The sequence below is a fragment of the Kitasatospora sp. NPDC096147 genome, from assembly GCF_044763225.1.
GTDB lineage: Bacteria > Actinomycetota > Actinomycetes > Streptomycetales > Streptomycetaceae > Kitasatospora.
In genome coordinates this window covers 361045-382191 of sequence record NZ_JBIWFX010000004.1, presented here as the reverse complement: position 1 = coordinate 382191, position 21147 = coordinate 361045, and the positions used below count along the sequence as shown (strand labels likewise).

Annotated in this window: 19 protein-coding genes; 5 read left to right on the top strand and 14 right to left on the bottom strand. The window is 73.7% G+C overall.

The genetic code is table 11. From position 1 onward, the window contains the following. Positions 1 to 7: 7 nt before the first annotated feature. From ACIRBX_RS15930 to ACIRBX_RS15910, 5 genes are all read right to left on the bottom strand, one after another. Positions 8 to 562: a hypothetical protein gene (locus ACIRBX_RS15930; protein ID WP_402297069.1), complete on the bottom strand. Its 555-nt coding sequence runs from the start codon at positions 560 to 562 to the stop codon at positions 8 to 10. 250 nt (positions 563 to 812) lie between these two features. After that, positions 813 to 2528: an SDR family oxidoreductase gene (locus ACIRBX_RS15925; protein ID WP_402297067.1), complete on the bottom strand. Its 1716-nt coding sequence runs from the start codon at positions 2526 to 2528 to the stop codon at positions 813 to 815. Next, positions 2525 to 3367, bottom strand: coding sequence for a M24 family metallopeptidase (locus tag ACIRBX_RS15920; RefSeq protein ID WP_402297065.1), 843 nt, complete (start codon positions 3365 to 3367; stop codon positions 2525 to 2527). The genes ACIRBX_RS15925 and ACIRBX_RS15920 overlap by 4 nt, the downstream gene beginning before the upstream one ends. Then, complete coding sequence (locus tag ACIRBX_RS15915; RefSeq protein ID WP_402297063.1) at positions 3364 to 4443, bottom strand: PDR/VanB family oxidoreductase; 1080 nt, start codon at positions 4441 to 4443, stop codon at positions 3364 to 3366. The genes ACIRBX_RS15920 and ACIRBX_RS15915 overlap by 4 nt, the downstream gene beginning before the upstream one ends. A gap of 649 nt (positions 4444 to 5092) precedes the next feature. Beyond that, entirely contained in the window at positions 5093 to 5983 is an 891-nt protein-coding gene (locus ACIRBX_RS15910; RefSeq protein ID WP_402297061.1) for a metal-dependent hydrolase, read from the bottom strand. Between the two features lie 194 nt (positions 5984 to 6177). Here ACIRBX_RS15910 and ACIRBX_RS15905 point away from each other — a divergent pair, with 194 nt between their 5' ends. Next, complete coding sequence (locus tag ACIRBX_RS15905) at positions 6178 to 7164, top strand: DUF6528 family protein (RefSeq protein ID WP_402297059.1); 987 nt, start codon at positions 6178 to 6180, stop codon at positions 7162 to 7164. 92 nt (positions 7165 to 7256) lie between these two features. Here the strand turns inward: ACIRBX_RS15905 and ACIRBX_RS15900 are convergent, their stop codons facing one another. Both ACIRBX_RS15900 and ACIRBX_RS15895 read right to left on the bottom strand, forming a co-directional pair. Further along, a complete protein-coding gene (locus tag ACIRBX_RS15900) occupies positions 7257 to 7847 on the bottom strand; it encodes an EF-hand domain-containing protein (RefSeq protein ID WP_402297057.1) in 591 nt (196 codons plus the stop codon). 161 nt (positions 7848 to 8008) lie between these two features. Then, positions 8009 to 8770 (bottom strand): IclR family transcriptional regulator, encoded by a 762-nt coding sequence (locus ACIRBX_RS15895; RefSeq protein WP_402297055.1) that lies wholly within the window; start codon positions 8768 to 8770, stop codon positions 8009 to 8011. A gap of 189 nt (positions 8771 to 8959) precedes the next feature. Here ACIRBX_RS15895 and ACIRBX_RS15890 point away from each other — a divergent pair, with 189 nt between their 5' ends. Next, positions 8960 to 9997, top strand: a complete 1038-nt coding sequence (locus ACIRBX_RS15890) for an SPFH domain-containing protein (RefSeq protein ID WP_402297053.1) — start codon at positions 8960 to 8962, stop codon at positions 9995 to 9997. Continuing rightward, positions 9994 to 10890 (top strand): hypothetical protein, encoded by an 897-nt coding sequence (locus ACIRBX_RS15885; protein WP_402297051.1) that lies wholly within the window; start codon positions 9994 to 9996, stop codon positions 10888 to 10890. The genes ACIRBX_RS15890 and ACIRBX_RS15885 overlap by 4 nt, the downstream gene beginning before the upstream one ends. 26 nt (positions 10891 to 10916) lie before the next feature. Here the strand turns inward: ACIRBX_RS15885 and ACIRBX_RS15880 are convergent, their stop codons facing one another. The 7 genes from ACIRBX_RS15880 to ACIRBX_RS15850 form a co-directional block, all read right to left on the bottom strand. Next, a complete protein-coding gene (locus ACIRBX_RS15880; protein WP_402297049.1) occupies positions 10917 to 12215 on the bottom strand; it encodes an Ig-like domain-containing protein in 1299 nt (432 codons plus the stop codon). Between the two features lie 170 nt (positions 12216 to 12385). Further along, a complete protein-coding gene (locus ACIRBX_RS15875; protein WP_402297047.1) occupies positions 12386 to 13849 on the bottom strand; it encodes a catalase in 1464 nt (487 codons plus the stop codon). Between the two features lie 159 nt (positions 13850 to 14008). Next, positions 14009 to 15274, bottom strand: a complete 1266-nt coding sequence (alc, locus tag ACIRBX_RS15870; RefSeq protein ID WP_402297045.1) for an allantoicase — start codon at positions 15272 to 15274, stop codon at positions 14009 to 14011. Continuing rightward, positions 15271 to 16659: an allantoinase AllB gene (allB, locus tag ACIRBX_RS15865; RefSeq protein ID WP_402297043.1), complete on the bottom strand. Its 1389-nt coding sequence runs from the start codon at positions 16657 to 16659 to the stop codon at positions 15271 to 15273. The genes alc and allB overlap by 4 nt, the downstream gene beginning before the upstream one ends. A gap of 127 nt (positions 16660 to 16786) precedes the next feature. After that, complete coding sequence (locus ACIRBX_RS15860) at positions 16787 to 17911, bottom strand: glycerate kinase (RefSeq protein WP_402297041.1); 1125 nt, start codon at positions 17909 to 17911, stop codon at positions 16787 to 16789. A 327-nt stretch (positions 17912 to 18238) separates the two neighbouring features. Then, a complete protein-coding gene (locus ACIRBX_RS15855; RefSeq protein WP_402297039.1) occupies positions 18239 to 19126 on the bottom strand; it encodes a 2-hydroxy-3-oxopropionate reductase in 888 nt (295 codons plus the stop codon). Positions 19127 to 19356: 230 nt separating this feature from the next. Next, a complete protein-coding gene (locus ACIRBX_RS15850) occupies positions 19357 to 20196 on the bottom strand; it encodes a TIM barrel protein (RefSeq protein ID WP_402297037.1) in 840 nt (279 codons plus the stop codon). A 167-nt stretch (positions 20197 to 20363) separates the two neighbouring features. On the opposite strand from ACIRBX_RS15850, the gene ACIRBX_RS15845 reads away from it, so the two are divergent. Together ACIRBX_RS15845 and ACIRBX_RS15840 are read left to right on the top strand one after the other, a co-directional pair. Further along, a complete protein-coding gene (locus ACIRBX_RS15845; RefSeq protein ID WP_402297035.1) occupies positions 20364 to 20618 on the top strand; it encodes a thiamine-binding protein in 255 nt (84 codons plus the stop codon). Further along, on the top strand, positions 20615 to 20992 hold the full coding sequence (locus ACIRBX_RS15840; protein ID WP_402297033.1) for a helix-turn-helix domain-containing protein: 378 nt from the start codon (positions 20615 to 20617) through the stop codon (positions 20990 to 20992). The genes ACIRBX_RS15845 and ACIRBX_RS15840 overlap by 4 nt, the downstream gene beginning before the upstream one ends. Positions 20993 to 21147: the final 155 nt, after the last annotated feature.

Genomic DNA, 21147 nt, shown 5'->3' with positions numbered 1-21147 from the left:
GCCCCGCTCAGCGGACCGCCGCGCAGGGCTTGCAGTAGCTCACGCAGCAGATCGGGTTGAGGAAGGACTCCAGGCCGTCGTGGCCCTTCTCGTACCACCAGTCCCCCGGGCCCCGGTCCACCTCGGGGCGGGCCACCGGGTAGCCGAGCTCGGCGAAGGTCTCCCAGAGGTCGCCGTGGTGGCGCTCCAGGGTCTCGCCGAGCCGGGCCCGGGTGTGCACGGCCACCGCGTTGCGGTAGCGGGAGGCGCCGACCAGGGTGAGCACGGCGGCCGAGACGTCGAAGTCGGCCCCCCGGTACGCGGTGAGGAAGAGGCCGCCGACCCGGATCGCCTCGGGCGGGGTCTCGCCCTCGGGGCCGGCCCCGCCGTCCGGCACCTCGGCGATCCGGACGAAGAGCCGCTGCCAGGGGTCGGCCAGCTCGGCCGGCGGGCTGGGCACCAGCACCGTGCGGGGCGCGGCCAGCAGGCCGTAGGCGAGCAGTTCGCCGGAGCGGTCCTCGGGTGCGGCCAGGTGCACGGTGACCCGGAGCGCGGGCAGCGGGGTGGGCTTGGTGGTGGTCATGGTCGGTCCTCCGCTTCGCCGCCGGAGCGGCTGGCTGGACGGCGGTGGGCCCGGCCCGTTCTGACGGTGCGTCGGGAGCGACGGTGGGTCGGAGCGGGCCGGGCCGTTCGTCCACCCCAGTGTGCGGTGGGACCGGTCCCGGACGGATGAGGCCGGGGTCCCGGGTGTGTCCCGGGCGGAGCGGGTGGGGCAGGCAGGACGGGTGGGGCAGTCGGGGCGGGTGGGGCTGGCAGGACGGGTGGGGTGGGTGTCAGGTGACGTTGAGCCGGGCGGCCAACCGGAGCAGGCCGGGGGCGAAGCGGCTGAGCAGGTAGGCGCCCTTGGCCTCGGGGGTGACCGGGACGACCGGCTTGCCGGTGCGGACGGCCTTGACGATCTCGGTGGCCACTTTCTCCGGCGGGAAGTTGCGCCGGGCGTAGAGCTTCGAGGCGCGCTCCTGCTTGGCGTGCTGCTCCTCGGCGGTGGTGGCCGAGAAGGTGGAGGTGCGGGTGATGTTGGTGTTCACCAGCCCGGGGCAGATCGCCGAGACGCCGACCCCGGAGGAGGCCAGCTCGGCCCGCAGGCAGTCGGAGAGCATCTTCACGGCGGCCTTGCTGGTCGCGTACGCCGCCAGTGCCTTGGAGGGCAGGTAGGCGGCGGCCGAGGCCAGGTTGACGATGTGTCCGCCGTGGCCGCGCTCGGCCATCAGGGTGCCGAAGGCGCGGCAGCCGTGGATGACGCCCCAGAGGTTCACGTCCAGGACGCGCTGCCACTCCTGCTCGGTGGTCTGCAGGAAGGTGCCGGAGTGGCCGATGCCGGCGTTGTTCACCAGGACGTCCGGCACGCCGTGCTCGGCGGCGACCTGCTTGGCGAAGGCGTCCACGGCGGGGCCGTCGGCGACGTCGAGCCGGTAGGCGTGGCCGGTGCCGCCGCTCAGGGTGCACAACTCGGCGGTGCGGGCGGCGGATTCGAGGTCGAGGTCGGCGACCACCACCCGGGCGCCCTCGGCCGCGAAGGCCAGCGCGGTGGCCCGGCCGATGCCGCTGCCCGCTCCGGTGATCACCACCAGCTCGCCGGGCGCGGCCGGCCCGCGCTCCTGCCCGGCCGAGACGGCGCCGGTGAACTCCCGGACGTGCCCGGCCACCACCGCGCCGTGCTCCAGCAGGGCGGACCAGTGGGTGCCGCTGACGGTCCGTCGGGTGAGCTTGGGCGCCCAGTGCTCCAGCCCCTCGGAGAGGAAGGGCTCCACGTAGTGGTCCCGGCTGAGGGTGAGCAGTTGGACGGGCACCTCGGTGTACCGCTCGCGCGGGGCGCGCACGGCCGGGCGCATGTTGGCCCGGTAGAGCTCGATGCCGCGCACCGCGTCCTGCTTGAGGGTGGGCTGCGGGTGACCCGGGCGCGGGTTGACCCCCTCCAGGTCGTGCAGCACCCGGGGCCAGGCCCGGGCCAGCCAGAGCCGCCAGGTGGCGGGGGCCAGCAGCGGCAGGTGGAAGGCGGTGATGTACCAGGAGTGCGCGCCCTGCACCAGCAGCTGGCGCAGGTGACGGGGCGTCGGACGGCGGAACCGCTTGCGCATCCAGAAGCCCATGTGGTCCAGGCACGGCCCGGATATCGAGGTGTACGAGGCGATCCGCCGCTCCGCGCCGGGCTCGGTGACGGCCTCCCAGGACTGCACCGAGCCCCAGTCGTGCGCCACCACGTGCACCGGCTGGTCCGGGCTGACGGCGTCCGCGACCGCGAACAGGTCGGCGCCGAGCAGCTCCAGCCGGTAGCCGTCGCGGCCGGCCGGGACGCCGGACTCGCCGGCCCCGCGCACGTCGTAGCGGACCACGTGGTGGTCGGCGGCCAGGTCCTCGGCCACGTCGTCCCAGACCACGTGGGTGTCCGGGTAGCCGTGCACCAGGATGACGGTCGGGTGGGTCGGGTCGCCCTGCTCGAAGACGGCCAGCGGCAGGCCGGCGGAGTGGACGGTACGGCGGCGGATCATCGGGCGGCCCCCTCGGTGGTGGTCCAGCGGCGGACGTGCGGCAGGTCGTCGTCGAGCCAGTGGGCGTCGGTGTCGGTGACCACCAGCAGCTCCTCGAACTTGATGCCGACCTCGCGGAAGCCGATGTGCGGCTCCACCGCCCAGATCCCCGGCGTCGGGGCGTGCCGCGAGGAACGGCCGTCGGCCCAGAGCGGCGACCGGCCGTGCAGCCGCTCGCTGATCAGCTCCCGGCCGAGCGTCTGGAGTGTACGCACCCCGAAGCCGAACAGGTTCACCCCGGCCGGGCCCCGGCTGGTCATCCGGGTCACCTGGTGGCCGATCACCCGGCCCGGGTAGACCTGGTGCCGGTTGTCGTAGCCGTGTGCGGTGATCTGGGCGTCGACGGCCGCGTAGATCTCGTTCAGCGGCTTGCGGGCCCGCACCTCGGCGAGGATCAGCTCCCGGTACACCCGGAGGTCGGCGGCCAGCTTGTCCCAGATCGGGTTCTCGCCGACCTTGCCGCCGTAGCCGATGTCGGCGGTGTAGCCGTCCACCACGGGGGCGCAGTCCAGCACGTACGGCATGCCCTCCTCCAGCTTCCGCTTCCCGGCGAAGAACTGGAGCGGGGTGTGGAAGTGCCGGAAGGCGGTGCGGTCGCCGAACCAGGCGAACGGCACGTGGAAGAAGTCCTGCACCCCCGCCTTCACCAGGCACTGGCGCAGCTTGAGGGTGGCCTGACGCTCCGTCACGCCCGGCTCGATCCAGGCCGCCACCTGCTCGGCGCAGTGGTAGGCGAGCTGCTGGGTCTCCTTGAAGCGGGCCAGGTCCCGCTCGGTGTAGTCGAACGTCCCGGTGCTCATCGGACCTCCAGGGTGAGGTGCTCCCCCTCGGGGGCGCGGGAGACGCAGGGCAGGAAGGCGCCGGCGGCGCGGTCCTCGGCGGTGAGGCGGCGGTCCCGGTGCTCGGGGGTGCCGGAGCTGACGCGCAGTCGGCAGGTGCCGCAGAAGCCCTGGTGGCAGGAGTAGGCGAGGGCGGGGTTGCGCTCGCGCAGCACGTCCAGGGCGGAGCGGTCGGCGGGCACCTCCAGCTCCGGGCCGTCGCCGAGGCGGACGGTGAAGGGCTTGCCGTCCAGGATCGGGGCGGCGCCGAAGCGTTCGAAGTGCAGGGAGACGGCGGGCGAGGCGTCCAGGGCGCGCTGCACGGCGGCCAGCATGGGGGTCGGGCCGCAGCAGTAGACCGCCGCTCCGGGGCGGGCCCGGGCGAGCAGCTCCCCGGCCGGGGTGGGCTCGCCGGTGAGCACCTCGACCCGGTCGGGGCCGAAGGCGCGCAGCTCGGAGAGGAAGGGCATGGACGCCTCGTCCCGGCCCGCGTACACCAAGGTCCAGTCCAGGCCGAGGCGTTCGGCCTCGTAGGCCATCGGGAGGACCGGCGTGACGCCGATGCCGCCGGCCAGCAGCAGCACCGAGGGCTCGCCGCAGAACGCGAAGCCGTTGCGCGGGCGGCGGGCGGTCAGCCGGACCCCCGGGTGGAGGGCGTCGTGCACCTCGACCGAACCGCCACCGCCCCCGGGGACCCGGCGGACCGCGATCCGGTAGCTGCGGCGGTCGGTGGGGTCGCCGCAGAGCGAGTAGTGCCGCACCAGACCGGACGGGAGGGTGAGCTCGATCCGCGCGCCGGGCTGCCACCCGGGCAGCGGCGCCCCGGACGGATCGGCGAGCCGCAGCTCGGCCACGCCCTCGGCGATCACCCGGTGGGAGCTGACCACCAGGTGGAGCGGCGGGGTCGGCCGGGCGGCGGGGCGCCGGGGGTTGCGGCGCAGCCCGGGGCCGCCGAAGCGCGGGTTCAGCCAGTCGGCGAAGGCGGTCAGCCGGCTCATGTACCGGTCCGCCCGGGGACGGCCGTACAGGTCGGGCGGCAGGTCCAGGTCCAGGTCCATCCGGACGGGGTCCTCTCGGTGCAGGAACGGCGGGGCGCGGGGTGGTGCGGATGCTGTGGGGCGGCGGGTCGGTCGGGTGGTGCGGGGCGTCGGGTGCTGCGGGGTAGCGGGTCCGTCGGATGGTGCGGGGCGGTGGGTCCGTCAGGTGGTGCGGATGGTGCAGGTGGTACGGGTGCTGCGGGTCGGTCGGATGCTGTGGGGCGGCGGGTCCGTCGGGTGGTGCAGGTGGTGCGGGACTGCTGGCCGGGCAGGCGGCACGCGCCCGGCCGCCGTGCCGTCCGGCTGACCCGGCGTCAGCCGGACCGGCTGACGCCCACCCCCGGGCGGGGACGACAGGTGAAGCGGGTCGAACGGGTGGAGCACGTCGTACGGGCTGGTGGGCCGGGCAGGTGGTGCGGGTCGGGTCGCCTCACCACGGGGGCGACGCCATGGGCTGCGACCACCTACGGCTGACCCGGCGTCAGTCCAGCGGACGGCCGGCCCCCTCCCTGCTCGGCGGGACGGACGGGTGGTGTGGGTGGCACCGGTGGGACGGCTTCCGGCCCGGGTCTCCGCCGGCCCGGCGGAGGCCCGACCGTTGCTCCGTCCGCCGCCACGGTGCCCGGTCCGCCCGGTCCCGACGGAGCGTCAGCCGCCCGACGGGGCCGGTTCAGTGGGCGGCGGCCCGGGCGGCCGGGGAGGTGGCGAGGTAGGCGAGGGCCTGCGAGGAGGAGCCCTCCTGGGTGGGGTGGTAGCTCGGGCGGAAGTAGCGCAGTGCCGAGCGGAGGGCGCGGGCCGGCTCGGGGAGCAGGCCGCGGCGGGCGATCCGCTGGGCCTCGCGCCAGGTGGGGCGGATCGAGCCGCGCAGCGAGGGGTCGGCGGCGAGCAGGAAGCGGACGCCCCGGATCCAGAGGTGCACCAGGGTCGGACCGGAGATGGCCATGCCGCGCAGCCGGCGCAGGTAGCCCGGGTCCAGGTGGACCATCAGGTCGTAGGCCACGCTGCGGTGTTCGACCTCCTCGGCGCCGTGCCAGCGCAGCAGGTCGAGCATGGTGGGGTCGGCCTTGGCGCGGTCCAGGCCCGGGGAGTTGAGCACCCAGTTGCCGAGGAAGGCGGTGAAGTGCTCGATCGCCGCGACGAAGGCCACCCGCTCGATCAGGTACTCGCGCTGCTGGAGCGGCGACTGTCCGGCCCGGGGGCCGAGGATCCGCTGGAACAGCCAGCTGACCTGCCGTACGTACGGGCGGGGGTCGAGGCCCTGCCCCAGCAGGTGGTCCAGCACCTCCTGGTGCGCCTCGGCGTGGATCGCCTCCTGGCCGATGAAGCCGAGCACCTCCTCGCGGAGCTGGTCGTCGGTGATCAGCGGCAGGGCGTCCTTGAAGACCTCGACGAACCAGCGCTCGCCCTCGGGGAGCAGCAGGTGCAGCACATTGATGGTGTGGGTGGCCATCGGCTCGTCCGGGATCCAGTGCAGCGGCAGCGCGGCCCAGTCGAACTGGACGTCGCGGGGCTCCAGCACCAGGGCGTCGTGGACGGCGGGGGGCACGGCGGGGCGGGACACGGGGGCCTCCTGACCGGTGGGTGGACGCGGGCTCGACACCGGGAAAACTACTCGTGGGTATGGCGGCCCACAAGGGTTTCGACGATTCTTATCGACAACATGTCTAATAGCTTTCGGGTGACGCTCCCACCAGCGCCGCCGCACCGGCGGTTCTGCCCCGGAGGCCGCCGATTCGGCGGTTAGTCTGATGAATCGTGAGCAGCCTTCGCCGCAGGCCGAGTTCGCCCCGTCCGTCCCGTTCCCTCCTCGCCCTGGCCGTCTGCGTCTCGGTGCTGACCGGAGCCACCGGTGCCCGGGCCTACGCCGCCCAACCCGCGCTCACGCCCGTCGCCCTGACCGACCAGCTCTCCGGCGCGGTCCTGGTGCTGGCCGCCCCGCTGCCACAGCTCGGCCCGCGCCGCCCGCCGGTGATCTGGAGCTGGAGCCCCGGCGCCGCACCGGAGCTGGCCGCCCTGCGCGGCTCCACCTGGGGGCTGACCGAATCCAAGCTGCGCCGCCACGACGGCCACCGCTACCTGCTCGCCACCGCCTCGGGCGGCCTGGCCGCACTGGTCGACCAGCGGTCGCGGAAGGTGCGCTGGGCGGTGAACACCGGGCCGGGGAACCCGCACAGCATCGAGCTGCTGCCGGACGGGAACGTCGCGGTGGCCAGCAGCGTGACCGGGCAGATCCGGCTCTACACCGCCTCGCAGGGGCCGCACAGCGACCACTACACCTGGCACCCGCTGGCCGGGGCGCACGGGGTGCACTGGGACGGCGCGCGCGGGCTGCTCTGGGCCCTCGGCAGCACCGAACTGACGGCGCTCCGCCCCGGCGGCACCCCCGCCGCACCGACCCTCACCCCGGTCCGGACCGTCGCGCTGCCCGGCCTCGGCGGCCACGACCTGGCCCCGGCCCCGGGCACGCCGGGTCGGCTCTGGATCGCCGCCCGGGACAGGGTCTGGCAGTACGACCCGGCGGACGACGGCTTCACCCCGCAGCCGCTCCCGGCGGGCGGCGGCCAGGTCAAGAGCATCGACCAGGACCCGGCCACCGGACGCCTGATGACCGTCTCCCCGGAGCCGGACCCCGCCTGTCCGTGGTGCAGCTCGGCCCTGACGCTCCGTTCGCCGGAGCTCCGCCGCGAGCTGGCCGGGCTGCGCTTCTACAAGGCCCGCTGGTGGTACCCGCTGGACCGCTGACGATCCGTCGGAACCCACCGACCGGACCGGGCGGGCAGGCAGGCAGGCAGGCAGGCAGGCGGACAGGTAGGCAGGCAGGCGAGCAGGCAGGCTCAGCGGACCGTCTCGTTCGGGAGTAGCCGGTCGCCCGCGATGCCGGCCGTGTCGGGGCGGTAGTAGTCGCGGATCGCCCGGGCCCAGACCCGCACCTCGACCCGGTCGCCGTCCACCGGGCCGAGGGCGTCGAACATGGCCTGGACGTTGGGGAGCGCGAAGCCGATTCCGGTCAGCACCGCCACGAAGTCCGGCCGGTCCACCCACCGGTCGCCGTCCGGGTCCGCGAAACCGGCGACCGCTTCGGCGTACTCGTCCCCCACGGTGTCGAACCACTCCGGCGCGAACACCACGGCCCTGAACTCCTCCGGCCCGATCCGGCCGTCGCCGTCACCCGGCCCACCCGGCCCACCCGGCCCACCCGGCCCACCGGACCCGCCGGACCCGCCCGGTCTGCCCACCAGCGCCTGCCGGTAGCGGCGGATCGCGGCGGCCAGCCTGGCCCGCGCCGCCTCGCGGGCGCGCGGCAGCGCGGCGGTCAGCCGACGGTGCATCAGGTCCAGGTCGGACGGCTCCACGACGCCGTCCCCATCGGTGTCGAGCAGCGAGAACATCAGGCCGATGCGGTCGCCGGCCTCCGGTGTGCGCACGGCCGAGCACCGCTCGACCAGGAGCGTCGCGGCCGACGGGGACGCCTCGGCCACCGGCGCGGCAGGCGCACCGTCGGGCCGCCGGGCCGGGCGGGCCGCGCCCCGGCGGCCCTTCGCGTTCGACCGGGGGAATCCGCCGCCCCCGACCGGACAGGCCGCACTCACACCGCCATCGCCAGCATCAGCGGCGCCGCCCGTTCGGCGAGCAGCTCCGCGGCGGCGCGCAGCCGGTGGGCCTGCTCGACCGGCAGCGAGGTGGCCAGGCAGCCGACCGTGGAGCCGGCCGAGACCGGGACGGCGGCGCAGACCGTGCCGAGCGCGTACTCCTGGATGTCGAGCACGGGGACGGTGGCGGGCTGGCGCTCCAGACGGTGCATCAGCTGCTGCTGGTCGGTGATGGTGCGGGCGGTCAGCCGGGCGGCGGGGTGGCGGGCCAGGTGGTCCCGGCGGCCGTCGTGGTCGAGCTGGCCGAGCAGGCACTTGCCGATCGCGCTGGCGTGCGCGGTGGCCCGGAAGTCGGCCCACTCCCGGACCGCCGGGGCGGTCAGCTCGTCGGCGGCCACCGCCTCCACCGCCAGTTCGCCGTCGTGGTAGCGGCCGAAGTACACGGCGGCGCCCAGCTCGTCCCGCAGCTCGGCCAGCCGCTGCTCCAGGCGCACCCGGACCAGCTGCTCGCGGTTGTGCTGCCCGAGCACCGCGACCGCACCGCCGAGCGTCCAGGCCCCGTCCACCCGTGCCAGGTAGCCCTCCAGTTCGAGCGCCTCGGCCAGCTCGCGGACGGCGGGCGGAGCGAGCCCGAGCTCGCGCGCCAGCGCCGCCTCGGGCACTCCCCCGGGGTGGCGGTCCACCGCCTCCAGCACCCGCAGCGCCCGCCGCAGCACTCCGAACGGGCCGGTCGAGACCGGCACCCCCCGCACCGACATGGCGACCCCCTCCGTACGCACCCGGCCGCTCCCAGCGTATCCCCAGGAAGTGTTCGGGGACCGGGTCGGTGCGGGATTTCCGGACGGACCGTCAGCCCGGCCGCCGGGCCGGACAGGTGGATCTTCTCGTCATCTTGACGAGAGTGATCGTCGGCCTTTATCGTCATAGCGACGATAAAGGAGAGAGTCATGGCAGACATCACCCGGCGGTTCGGCTTCCGGCACCTGCGCGCCGCCCCCACCTCGTACGTCCGGCACCTGGAGCGCGGCAAGCTCCGCCGGGAGGGCGCCGGGCTGGCCTACTGGTTCCGCCCGCTGGCCGCCAGCGTCTCCGAAGTACCGGCCGACGACCGCGAGTTGTCGCTGCTCTTCCACGCCCGGACGGCCGACTTCCAGGACCTCACGGTGCAGGCCACCGTCACCTTCCGGATCACCGACCCGGCCGTCGCCGCCACCCGGGTGGACTTCGGCATCGACCTGGCCACCGGCCGCTGGCGGGCCGAGCCGCTGGACCAGATCGGCGGCCTGCTCACCGAGACCGCCCAGCAGCACGCCCTGGAGCTGATCGCCCGCACCACCCTGGCCGCCGCGCTGGCCGACGGCATCACCCTGCTCCGGCAGCGGATCGGCGAGGGCCTCGGCGGGGACCAGCGGCTGGCCGAGACCGGGCTGGCGGTGATCGCGGTCCGGATCACCGCACTCCGCCCGGAGGCCGAGCTCGAACGCGCGCTGCGCACCCCGGCCCGCGAGCAGGTGCAGCAGGAGGCCGACCGGGCCACCTACGAGCGGCGCGCGGTGGCGGTCGAGCGGGAGCGCGCGATCGCCGAGAACGAGCTGGCCAACCAGATCGAACTGGCCCGCCGGGAGGAGGAGTTGATCCGGCAGCAGGGTGAGAACGCCCGCCGCCAGGCCGAGCAGGCGGCGGCCGACGACGGCATCCGGGCCGAGGCCGAGGCGGTCCGCCGCACCCGGCTGGCCGCCGCCGAGGCGGAGGCCGCGACCATCCTGGCCACCGCCAAGGCGGAGAGCGACCGGGCGCTGGGCGAGGCCCGGGCGGCCGGCGAGGCGGCCTGGCTGGCCGCCCACCAGCAGGCCGGACCGGAGGTGCTCCGGGCCCTGGCGCTGATCCGGCTGGCCGAGCACCTGCCGAACATCGACAACCTCACCCTCACCCCGGACGTGCTGACCGGGCTGCTGGCCAAGCTGGGCGGCGGGCAGTCGTCGTGACCCTCACCCCCCGGGTGGTCCTGGTGCACCGCCGCACCGAGTACGAGGAGCTGCTCGCCCGGCACGGCTCGCGCGGCCAGGCCTCCTTCTTCCTGGCCTCGCGCGGCCGTTCGCTGGCCGAGGCGGAGCGGCGGCACCAGCGGACGACCGAGGCGCTGGCCGAGGTCTCCGGCGCGGTGCCGCTGGACTGGCGGCGCAGCCGGGTGGAGCGCGCCGACCTGGACCGCTTCCTCTTCACGCCCGAGGACGTCGTGGTGGTGGTCGGCCAGGACGGTCTGGTGGCCAACACCGCCAAGTACCTGACCGGCCAGCCGGTGATCGGCGTGGACGCCGATCCGGGACGGAACGCGGGCGTGCTGGTCCGTCACCACCCGGAGCGGGCCGGGCAGTTGCTCCGGGCGGCGGTCGGCGCGGGGGCCGACCGCCGGTTCGAGCAGCGCACCATGGTCGAGGCGGTGGCCGACGACACCCAGCGCCTGCTGGCGCTGAACGAGGTCTACCTCGGCCAGCGCGGCCACCAGACCGCCCGCTACCGGCTGACCGCCCCGCAGGCCCCGGAGGAGGCCCAGGCCTCCTCCGGGGTGCTGGTCGGCACCGGCACCGGGGCGACGGGGTGGTGCCGCTCGGTCTGGCAGGCCAGCCGCAGCACCCTCCCGCTGCCGGGCCCGGACACGGCCGGTCTGGCCTGGTTCGTCCGGGAGGCGTGGCCCTCGCCCACCACCGGCACCTCGCAGACCCAGGGCCTGCTGACCGCCGGCCAGCAGCTCGAACTCACGGTGGAGTCGGACGAGTTGGTGGCCTTCGGGGACGGCGTCGAGGCCGACACGCTCAGCCTCGGCTGGGGCCAGACCGTCCGGATCGGCATCGCGGCCCAGCGCCTGCGGCTGCTCTGACGGGAGCCGTTCCGGGGCTCAGGAGGTCACCACTTGTCCCAGGGCAGGGTCCAGCCGCTCAGGCCGTTCTGCGCCTGGACGGTCTTGCCCTTGGAGTTGACGATCTGGACCACGTCACCGATCCGGGACTCGGCGAAGAACTTGCCCGCGTCGGAGGCACTGCTGCCGCCGGCCTTGTCGAACAGGCCTATGCAGCCGTGGCTGTAGTTGCCCTTGCCGATGTTCTCGTTCCAGTGGTTCCCGTGTACGTACGTGCCGGTGTCGGTCAGCTTCATCGCGTGCGGCACGTTGTCGAGGTCGTAGGGCTCACCCTTGACCCCCGGGACGGTGGCCGAGTTCATCCGGGTAAGCCGGTCCTTGGTGAAGATGACCATCGTGCCGTTCCAGGACGGGTTGAGGTCGTCACCGGCCGAGATCGGCACCGTCCGGGAGCCGGCCGCCGTGGTGACGGTCATCCGGTGGGTCTTCGCGTCCACGGTGCTGATCCGGCTCTCGCCGACGGTGAAGGCGTCCTCGACGTCCTTGTCCCCGTAGTAGCCGGGGGTGATCTCGACGTTCTGCAGGCGGTACTTGACGGTGACCTTGGTGCCGGGCTTCCAGTAGTGCTCGGGCCGGAAGTCCAGGCGCCGGTCGTCCTGGAGCCAGTGCCCCTTGGCCACGGTGCCGTCGCTGCCGGTCACGCTGACCGCCTGGACCACCGCGTCCTTGTTCTTCACCTGCTTGCCGAACCGCACCGAGACGATCATTCCGACCCCGTAGGTCTGGCCGGCGCCGATGTTGTCGGAGACCACGACCTTGCCCTTCGGCACCGCTGTGGTGAAGCTGCTGTTGACCGCCGATACCAGCCCCTCCGGGTCGGTGGCCTGGGCGTTGACGGTGTAGACCGTACCGCCCGCGAGTCCGGCCGCCGGCTTCCAGCTGAGGCCGTCGGCGGCGGTGGTGCCGGCCACCTTCTTGCCGTTCTTGTCGGTGACGACCACCTCGGACAGCTTGCCGCCGGTCGCCTCGATCTTGAGCACCCCGCTCGGCTGCACCTCCTCGGCGCCGTTCGCCGGGGTCACCTTCACCGTGGCCGCCGAGGACTTCGGCAGCGTCTCCGCCGTCTCGGCCGAAGCCGAGGCCCCTGCCGACGCCGACGCCGAGGCCCCCGCTGACGCCCCGTCGGAGGCCGCCGCCGGGGCCGGGGCGCTCGCGGCGGCCGGCTGCCCCTTCTCCGCCGCACCACCGCAGGCCGTGGCGAGCAGCAGTGCGCCGCCCACCGCCAGCACCGACACCGTCCGGGCCGCTCCCCCGTGCACCCCGCCGGTCACCATCACGCGCTTCACTTGATCCCCCTCGTCGGTCTTCCACGCTTGATACGCGCCGTCGGCCCCGAAGGTTGCACCCGTTCCGGAAAACGTCCGTTCCGGAAATAGCACCCGGGCCGGGTCCCTCCCCGAGTGCCAGCGGGGGGAGGGACCCGGCCCGTGAGGGTGGGTCAGGTGGTCCGGGTGGGTCAGCCCTCGTCGCCCGCGCGGAGCTTGGTGACGGCCGCCTCCAGGCGGGCGCCGTACTCCTCGTCGGCCGCGTGGAAGTGGGCGAGGTTCTTCTCCACGACGTCGTCGCGGGAGACCTGGGAGAGGAAGCCCGCGATGTTGTCGATCAGGCGGGTCTTCTCGCCGGCCGACATCAGCCGGTAGAGCTCGCCGGCCTGGAAGAAGTCGTCGTCCTTGGTGTGCTGCGGCGTGACGTAGGTGCCGGTGTGGCCAGCCACCGCGACGGGGGCCGCCAGCGGGGCGTCGGTCTGGGCCGGGCCGTGGTACGAGTTGGGCTCGTAGTTCTTGGCGTCCTTGCCGTTGCGGGCCACCGCCGAGAAGCCGTCCTGGCCGTAGTTCTGCGCGGTGGTCGCCTTGGGGGCGTTCACCGCGAGCAGGGTGTGGTTGACCCCGAGGCGGTAGCGCTGGGCGTCCGCGTAGGCGAACAGCCGGCCCTGGAGCATCTTGTCCGGGGAGGCGCCGATGCCGGGCACGAAGTTGTTCGGCGAGAACGCGGACTGCTCGACCTCGGCGAAGACGTTGTCGGGGTTCCGGTTCAGCACCAGGCGGCCGACCTTGACCAGCGGGTAGTCCGCGTGCGGCCAGACCTTGGTCAGGTCGAAGGGGTTGAAGCGGTAGTCGGCGGCCTCGGCGACCGGCATCAGCTGCACGTAGAGCGTCCAGGACGGGAAGACCCCGCGCTCGATCGCCTGGTGCAGGTCGCGCTGGTGCGAGTCGGCGTCGGCGCCGAGCACCTCGGCCGACTGGCCGCCGTCGAGCGAGCGGATGCCCTGGTTGGTCTTGAAGTGGTACTTGACCCAGAAGGACTCGCCCTGCTCGTTGGTCCACTGGTAGGTGTGCGAGCCGTAGCCGTTCATGTGGCGGTACGAGGCCGGGATGCCGCGGTCGCCGAACAGCCAGGTGATCTGGTGCGTGGAGGCCGGCGAGTGGGCCCAGAAGTCCCAGACGTTGTCGGCTTCCTGGATGCCGGTGTACGGGTCGCGCTTCTGCGAGTGGATGAAGTCGGGGAACTTGATCGGGTCCTTGATGAAGAACACCGGGGTGTTGTTCCCGACCAGGTCGTAGTTGCCCTCGCGGGTGTAGAACTTCAGCGCGAAGCCGCGCGGGTCGCGGACCGCGTCCGAGGACCCGAGCGCGCCGGCCACCGTGGAGAAGCGCAGGAAGACCTCGGTGCGCTGACCGACGGCGCCGAGGAAGTCGGCCTTGGTGTACTGCGAGACCTCGTCGGTGACCTCGAAGTAGCCGTAGGCGCCGGAGCCGCGGGCGTGCACGACGCGCTCCGGGATGCGCTCGCGGTTGAAGCGGGCCAGCTTCTCCAGCAGCTGCTGGTCCTGGATCAGCAGCGGGCCGTACTCGCCGGCCGAGGCGGAGTTCTGGTTGTCGGCGACCGGGGCGCCGGACTCGGTGGTCAGGATCTTCGACATGAGGGTCCTTCAAGTAGCGACGGTGCGAAGGGCGTTGGGTGGGGCTGACCCGGGGTCCGTCGGCCGGTGCGGGCCTCTGGCGGCTGGGCGCGCCCACGCGGCGGAGCCGCGGATCAGCAGGGGCCCGCGCTCCCTGGGGAGCGCGGCCTGCCTTGAGCGTCAGACGCCGAGCAGGCGCCAGATGGCCGAGCGGCGGCGGGAGGACTGCTCGCCGTCGGGGCCGTCGGTCGGCTGCAGGGCAGCGACGGCGGCGGTGGTCGCGGCGGCGTCCGCGAGCGGGCGGGCGGCGGTCAGCGCGGTGGCCTCCGCCGGGGTGAGGCCGGCCTCGGTGAGGGCCTGCTCGGCCTCGGCGGCCGGGACGGCGTCGAACCAGCGCAGCGCCAGGGCGGCGCGGCCGGCCTCGGTGAGCTTGCCGGTGAGCCGCAGGCGGGCCAGGCCGCCGTCGGGGAAGACGTTGATCCGTACGTGGGTGACGGTCCGTCCGGCGGCGAGCCGGAAGCGGTGCCGGGTGTCGGGCTGGAGCCGGGTGCGGGGCAGCAGCTCGAACCAGCCGTCGGCGTCCGTCGAAGGGTCGCCACCGGTCGAGGCGTCGTAGCCGACCAGGTCGGCCCAGCCAGGGGCGTTGGCGACGAAGTAGGAGGTGTCCACCTCCGCCGCCAGGACCTCGCCGCCCCCGGCCAGGGCGATCTGCACCCAGTCGTTGGCCTTGTCGCGCCGACGCCGGGTCTCCCAACCGTCGCCCATGACGGAGGCACGGCCGGGAGCGTTCAGGTTGTGCGGGGAGGAGAAGTAGCGGTCCGAGGCGGCCTCGGCCACCCCGCCGTACTCCTGCGCCGCCAGGTCGAAGGTGAGGCCGTCCAGCTCGCGCGGGTCGGGCAGCACCTCGCCGTGCACCCGCAGCCGGGCCACCCCGCCGTCGGGCCAGATGTTCAGCCGGACGTGGGTGTACCGGGTCGGGTCGGTGACCTCGAACTCGTGCGCGGTGTCGCCCTGGAGGGCGGTGCGCGGCACCAGGTCGGTCCACTCGGCGGCGGCCAGCTCCTCGGGTGAGGGGTGGCCCGGCACCGAGGCGCCCTGGACGGAGCCGGTCTCCGGGTAGTTGCCGGTGAAGAAGGCAGTGTCCACGATCACGCCCCGGATCACGCCGGGGACGCCGAGCCGGACGACCGCCCAGTCGTGGTCCTCGTCGGTGGGGTGCGGCTGCTCGGCCGAGACGCCGCGGCGGCGCTTGGACTCCCAGCCGTCCATGATCTGGCCCTTGTGGCCGAAGGTGTGCGGACGGAACTCGGCGGGCTTGGGCACCAGCAGGTTCTCCGCGTCGGCGAAGGTGTCCTCGTTGGTGTCGACCACGCCCGCGCCCAGCAGGCGCGAGGCCAGGTTGACCAGCTCGGTGAACGGAGCGCTCGGGGTCTGACCGGTGCTCAACTGAGGTCTCCTTCTTCATCGGTGGTGCGGACGATCTGGCGGCCGAACGGAGCGGCCTCGACGTCGACCGCCCGGCCGCGCAGCCAGGTGGTGCGGACGACGCCGCTCAGGGTCTTGCCGGCGTACGGCGTCACCGGGTTGCGGTGGTGCAACTCCTCGGCGACCACGGCGAATTCGGCGTCCGGGTCGAAGGCGACCAGGTCGGCGTCGCAGCCGACCGCGATGGCGCCCTTGGTGCCGGTGAGGCCGGCCAGCTCGGCCGGGCCGCCGCTCATCCAGCGGACCACCTCGGCCAGCGAGTGGCCGCGGCGGCGGGCCTCGGTCCAGATGGCCGGGAGGCCGAGCTGGAGGGAGGCGATGCCGCCCCAGGCGGCGGCGAAGTCGCCGCTGCCGCCGTACCGCTTCAGCAGCTTGAGGTCCGGGGTGGAGGGCGAGTGGTCGGAGACCACCGCGATGAACTCGCCGGCCGCCAGGGCCGTCCAGAGCAGGTCGCGGTTGGACTCGTCGCGGATCGGCGGGCAGCACTTGAAGGCGGTGTCGCCGTCCGGCACCTCCTCGGCCGCCAGGGTGAGGTAGTGCGGGCAGGTCTCGGCCGTCACCCGGACGCCGTCCTCCCGGGCCTGCCGCAGCAGCGGCAGCACGGCGGCCGAGGAGACGTGCAGGATGTGCACCCGGGCGCCGGTCCGGCGGGCGGTGTCCAGCAGCCGGGCCACCGCGGCGGCCTCGGCGTCGTCGGGGCGGGAGGCCAGGAAGTCGCGGTAGTGCACGCCGGGCTGCTGCGGGGCGGCCTCCAGCACGGCCGGGTCCTCGGCGTGGATGATGGCCAGCGCGCCGATCCGGGCCTGCTCGGCCAGCGCGGCCTCCAGCTCCTCCTGCTCGACGTGCGGGAACTCGTCCACCCCGGACGGGGCGAGGAAGCTCTTGAAGCCGAACACGCCCTCGCGGTGCAGCGGTTCGAGGTCGCCGACGTTCCCCGGGATCGCCCCGCCCCAGAAGCCGAGGTCCACCCAGCTCTGGCCCTCGGCGATCTTCCGCTTGGCCTCCAGGCCGTCGACCGTGGTGGTCGGCGGGACGGAGTTCAGCGGCATGTCGATGATGGTGGTGACCCCGCCGGTGGCCGCCGCCTTGGTGGCGGTGGCGAAGCCTTCCCACTCGGTGCGGCCGGGCTCGTTCACGTGCACGTGGGTGTCGACCAGGCCGGGCAGCAGGGCGGTGTCGCCGAGGTCGGTGAGCAGCGCGTCGCCGACCAGCAGGGAGCCGTGCGCGGCGATCTGCTCGATCCGGCCGTCCCGGACCAGCACGTCAGCGGGGCGCTCGCCGTCCGGCAGGACCACGCGGCGGGAGCGGATCACCACCGGGCTCGCGGGCGTCTCGCTGATGGGCATGGGGACCTCCGGGGATCACGAAGGCGGACAAGGGAGTTGAGGGCCCGTTCACCGGTCCGTCAGCTGCGATTGCTCGGAGCCTAGGCCCGCCTTCAACAAAACGTCAATGTAGGAAAGTACGATCGGTTCAGCCGTGCAGCAGCTCGGCCGCCAGCCGCTCACCCGCGACCTCGGCCAGCTCGCCGGCCTTGGTCATCGAGTCGCCCGGCTGCTCGGCCAGGTCGGTCAGCGCGTACGCGGCGGCGAAGCCGGCCGCCCGCCACTGCGGCTCGGACAGCTCCAGCCGTCCGGCCACGGCGGCCACCCGAACCCCCGCCCGAGTGGCCGCCGCGGCGACACCGGCGGGGGCCTTGCCGTGCAGCGTCTGCGCGTCCAGGCACCCCTCGCCGGTCACGACGAGCCGTGCCCCACGCACGGCGTCGTCGAAGCCCAGCAGTTCGAGCAGCAGCTCGATGCCGGGTCGCATGGTGGCGCCCAGCAGGGCGAGGGCGGCGAAGCCGACCCCGCCCGCGGCCCCGGCGCCGGGGGCGTTGCGGAAGTCCTTGGCGGTGATCTGGTGGATGACGTCCGCCCAGCGGGTCAGCCCCTCCTCCAGGATCACCAGGTCGTCGCCGTCGGCGCCCTTCTGCGGGCCGTAGACGGCGGTCGCGCCGCGCGGGCCGAGCAGCGGGTTGTCCACGTCGCAGGCCACCACGACCTCGACGCCCTTGAGGGTGTCGGCGAGCGCGCCCGGGTCGATCCGGTGCAGCTTGCGCAGCGCGGCGCCGCCGGGGGCGAGTTCGAGGCCGTCGGCGTCGTAGAGGCCGACCCCGAGGGCCTGGACCATGCCGGCCCCGCCGTCGGTGCTGGCGCTGCCGCCGAGACCGAGCACGATCCGCTTGGCCCCGAGGCTGACGGCCCGTCCGATCAGGGTGCCGACCCCGTAGGAGCCGGCCGCGAGCGGCGCGGTCCGGCCGCCGGGCAGCCGGGCCAGGCCGCTGGCCTGGGCCAGCTCGACCACGGCGGTGTCCCCGCGGAGCGCGATCGCGGCGTCCACCGGCAGGCCGGTCGGGCCGGCCACCTTCACGGCGACCTTCTTGAAGCCGGCGGCCAGCGCGGCCGCCAGGGTGCCCTCGCCGCCGTCGGCGACCGGGAGCTCACGGATGTCCGCACCGGGGGCCACCCGGCGGATGCCGGCCGCGATCCTGGCGGCGACCTCGGCGCCCTCCAGCGTGCCCTTGAACTTGTCAGGGGCTACCACGATGTGACCCATGGGGACTCTCCGTTGCTCGCGCTCGTTACGTCGTCAGGCCGATCATCTGCCCGGACCGGCCGGGGTGCGACCCCCTCCCCGCCGTTCCTCCCGTCCCGCTTCCGACGTACGGGAGGCTCCCCTCGGCGAGGAGGGGGCCGGGCGGCGCTGATGCTCGGAACGACCGAAGAACCGAACGCGCCGCCGGCTTGGCACGGTCGGCGGACGGGTGGATGAGCACCGGACCCGTCGGCCGACCGAACTGTGGCCCCCTGGCGACGCGGGCACGACCGGACAGGTACACGCCGCCAGGGGGAGCTGTTGACGAGGGGTCACCCCCTCGTGGGGTTACTTGACCTCGCGGCCCGACAGTCGCTCGACACCGCGCAGCAGGGCCGAGTGGTCGAGCGAGCCGTCGCCGTTGGCGCGGGCCGAGGCGACCAGCTGGGCCACCACGGCGCCGACCGGGAGGGCCGCACCGACGGCGCGGGCGGCGTCGGTGACGATGCCCATGTCCTTGTGGTGCAGGTCGATCCGGAAGCCCGGGGCGAACTGACGGTCGATCATGTTGGCCTTCTTGCGGTTCAGCACGGTGGAGCCGGCCAGGCCGCCGCCGAGCACGTCCAGCGCGGCCGGCAGGTCGACGCCCGCGTTCTCCAGGAAGACCACGGCCTCGGCCAGCACCTGGATGTTGACCGCCACGATCAGCTGGTTGGCCGCCTTCACGGTCTGGCCGGCACCGGCCGGGCCGACGTGGATGACGGTGGTGCCGAGCGCGTCGAACAGCGGCTTGGCCTCGGCGAAGTCGGCCGCGTCGCCGCCGACCATGATCGAGAGCACCGCCTCGACGGCGCCGGCCTCGCCGCCGGAGACCGGGGCGTCCAGGGTGCGGACGCCCTTCTCCTTGGCGGCGGCCTCGACCTTGATGGAGGTCTGCGGGGTGATGCTCGACATGTCGATGACCAGGGTGCCCGGCGCCACGTTCTCCAGCACGCCACCCTCGCCGAGGATGGCCTGCTCCACGTGCGGGTCGGCCGGGACCATGGTGATGACGACCTCGGCGTCCTTCACCGCGTCCGCGATCGAGGTGGCACCGTGGCCGCCCGCCGCCACCAGGGCGTCGATCTGGGGCTGGGTCAGGTTGTAGCCGGTCACGTGGTGGCCGGCCTTCACCAGGTTGGCGGCCATCGGGCTGCCCATGATGCCGAGGCCGATGAAGGCGATCTTGCGGCTCATCGCGATACGTCCTTTGTGGTACGGGGAGGATTGAGGGTCAGGCCGACCGGCCGTTGGGGGTGGCAGGAGGAGCGGCATTGGGGTGCCTGCCTCGGCGGCGCCGAGAAGGGGGCACCTCCCGGCCGGTGGCTGGGACGCCGAAGGCAGGGCGGGGGCACCTCCTGCCCGATGCCGGGCAAGGAGGGCGCGTGCCCCGGCGCCGCGACTCCGCCCCCCGACGGCCGGGCGGCCTAGGAGCGGAGCTCGCGCGGGAGCCACTCGAAGCTGTCGGCGGAGACGCCGGTCGACGGCTTGTACTCCAGGCCGATCCGGCCGGTGTAGCCGGCCGCGGTGAGGCGGGCGAAGAGGTCCTCGAAGTCCAGCTCGCCGGTGCCGGGCTCGTTCCGCGCCGGGGTGTCGGCGATCTGCACGTGGCCGATCCGGTCGGCGTACTTGGTGATCACCTCGGCCAGGTCCTCGCCGTTGCGGGCCAGGTGGTAGAGGTCGCAGAGGAACTTCGCGTTCCCCAGGCCGGTGGCGGCGTTCACCTTGTCCACCACCGCGATCGCGGCCTCGGCGGAGAGCAGCGCGTAGTCCGGGGACTCGACCGCGTTCAGCGTCTCGATCAGCAGGATCGCGCCGATGGAGTGGGCGGCCCGCGCCGCCAGCGTGAGGTGCTCCAGCGCCAGCTCGTCCTGCTCGGCGGCGTCGACGCCGGCCACCCGGTTGCCGTAGAGCGCGTTGAGCGCCTTGGTGCCGAGGGACTCGGCGAGCGCGACGGCCACCGGCAGGTTCTCCCGGAAGCGCTCGCGCTCGGCCGGGAGGGAGACGGTGCCCCGGGCGCCCTTGGTCAGGTCGTCCAGGAAGTTGAGGCCGGTGAGCTGCACGCCCGCGTCGGTGAAGGCCTTGCGGAGCGCGTCCTGCTCGGCGTCCGACGGGGTGTGGTTCTCCCCGAAGGGCCACCAGAGCTCGGCGGCGGTGAAGCCGGCGGCGGCTGCGGCGGCGGGGCGCTCCAGCAGCGGGAGCTCGCTGAACAGGATCGACAGGTTGACCGTGTAGCTGTGCTGGGAAGCGGCAGTCACGTCAATCACCTTTCACTCTTCCATCTCCACAACTTCCATGATGCGGAAGAGGGATTCTGTCTGGTGGAAGCATGCCCCGCGACCCGATGGACCGTCAAGGCTGCCGCAACATTTTGTTGAAGAACCCGGCCCCTTCCCACGAATCCCCTGATCGCTAGAGTGATCAGGTGCGATTGATGGTGGAGTTCACGACAGAACCGTTCGAGCGGGACACGTTCCCCGAGCACGCCGAGGCGGCCCTGAAGGCGGTGACCGACGCCGGACTCGAGGTGGCCGTCGGGCCGTTCGGGACCGACGCCAGGGGCGAGGCCGAGGACGTCGTCACCGCTGTGACCACGCTGCTGCGCGAGACCCTGGCGGCCGGCGCGACCCGGATCTCGGTCCAGGTCAGCGTGCTCGACCAGGAACAGGAAGGAGGGGGTAGCGCGTGAGCGAGGCCCTGGAACACCCGCTGGCAGCGGCGATAAAGCCGCTGCTGGAGGCCGTCGGCGCGACCGAGGTCACGCTCGACGAGGCCCGTCCGGACGACGTGGTGCTGGAGTGGGACGGCCGGGCGGCGATCGCCGTCCGACTGCCGCACCTGAGCAGTGCGCTGGACCGGCTGCTGGCCGAGATGGCCCGTCAGTTCGACGGCCGCCCGCTGGCCGAGCTGGACCGGTACGAGAAGCAGCGCGTGGTCGCCCTCCTGGAGGAGCGCGGCGCCTTCACCGTCCGGCACGGCGTGGAGACCGTCGCCAGTGCCCTCGGCGTCAGCCGGTTCACGGTGTACAACTACCTGAACCGGCAGGACGGTTCGAAGGGCTGACCTGACGGCGTCCGCCCCGTCCACTGGCTGCGGCCGGGGCGACCGGCCCAGTCTTTCCGACACGACGGGCCGGGCACGATTGGTGAATCGCACACCAAAAGGGCTGGTCAGCGCCCTCGGCTCAAAACGTAACCACCAACAGTTCAACAAAGTGT

What these genes read in the sequence shown, in the direction of transcription:
- ACIRBX_RS15845 (WP_402297035.1), top strand. Translation starts at nt 20,364, where the DNA reads ATGGTGGAGTTCACGACAGAACCGTTCGAGCGGGACACGTTCCCCGAG.
- ACIRBX_RS15875 (WP_402297047.1), bottom strand. Translation starts at nt 13,849, where the DNA reads ATGTCGAAGATCCTGACCACCGAGTCCGGCGCCCCGGTCGCCGACAAC.
- ACIRBX_RS15860 (WP_402297041.1), bottom strand. Translation starts at nt 17,911, where the DNA reads ATGGGTCACATCGTGGTAGCCCCTGACAAGTTCAAGGGCACGCTGGAG.
- ACIRBX_RS15915 (WP_402297063.1), bottom strand. Translation starts at nt 4,443, where the DNA reads ATGGACCTGGACCTGGACCTGCCGCCCGACCTGTACGGCCGTCCCCGG.
- ACIRBX_RS15890 (WP_402297053.1), top strand. Translation starts at nt 8,960, where the DNA reads ATGGCAGACATCACCCGGCGGTTCGGCTTCCGGCACCTGCGCGCCGCC.
- ACIRBX_RS15930 (WP_402297069.1), bottom strand. Translation starts at nt 562, where the DNA reads ATGACCACCACCAAGCCCACCCCGCTGCCCGCGCTCCGGGTCACCGTG.
- ACIRBX_RS15925 (WP_402297067.1), bottom strand. Translation starts at nt 2,528, where the DNA reads ATGATCCGCCGCCGTACCGTCCACTCCGCCGGCCTGCCGCTGGCCGTC.
- ACIRBX_RS15920 (WP_402297065.1), bottom strand. Translation starts at nt 3,367, where the DNA reads ATGAGCACCGGGACGTTCGACTACACCGAGCGGGACCTGGCCCGCTTC.
- ACIRBX_RS15855 (WP_402297039.1), bottom strand. Translation starts at nt 19,126, where the DNA reads ATGAGCCGCAAGATCGCCTTCATCGGCCTCGGCATCATGGGCAGCCCG.
- ACIRBX_RS15895 (WP_402297055.1), bottom strand. Translation starts at nt 8,770, where the DNA reads ATGTCGGTGCGGGGGGTGCCGGTCTCGACCGGCCCGTTCGGAGTGCTG.
- allB (WP_402297043.1), bottom strand. Translation starts at nt 16,659, where the DNA reads ATGCCCATCAGCGAGACGCCCGCGAGCCCGGTGGTGATCCGCTCCCGC.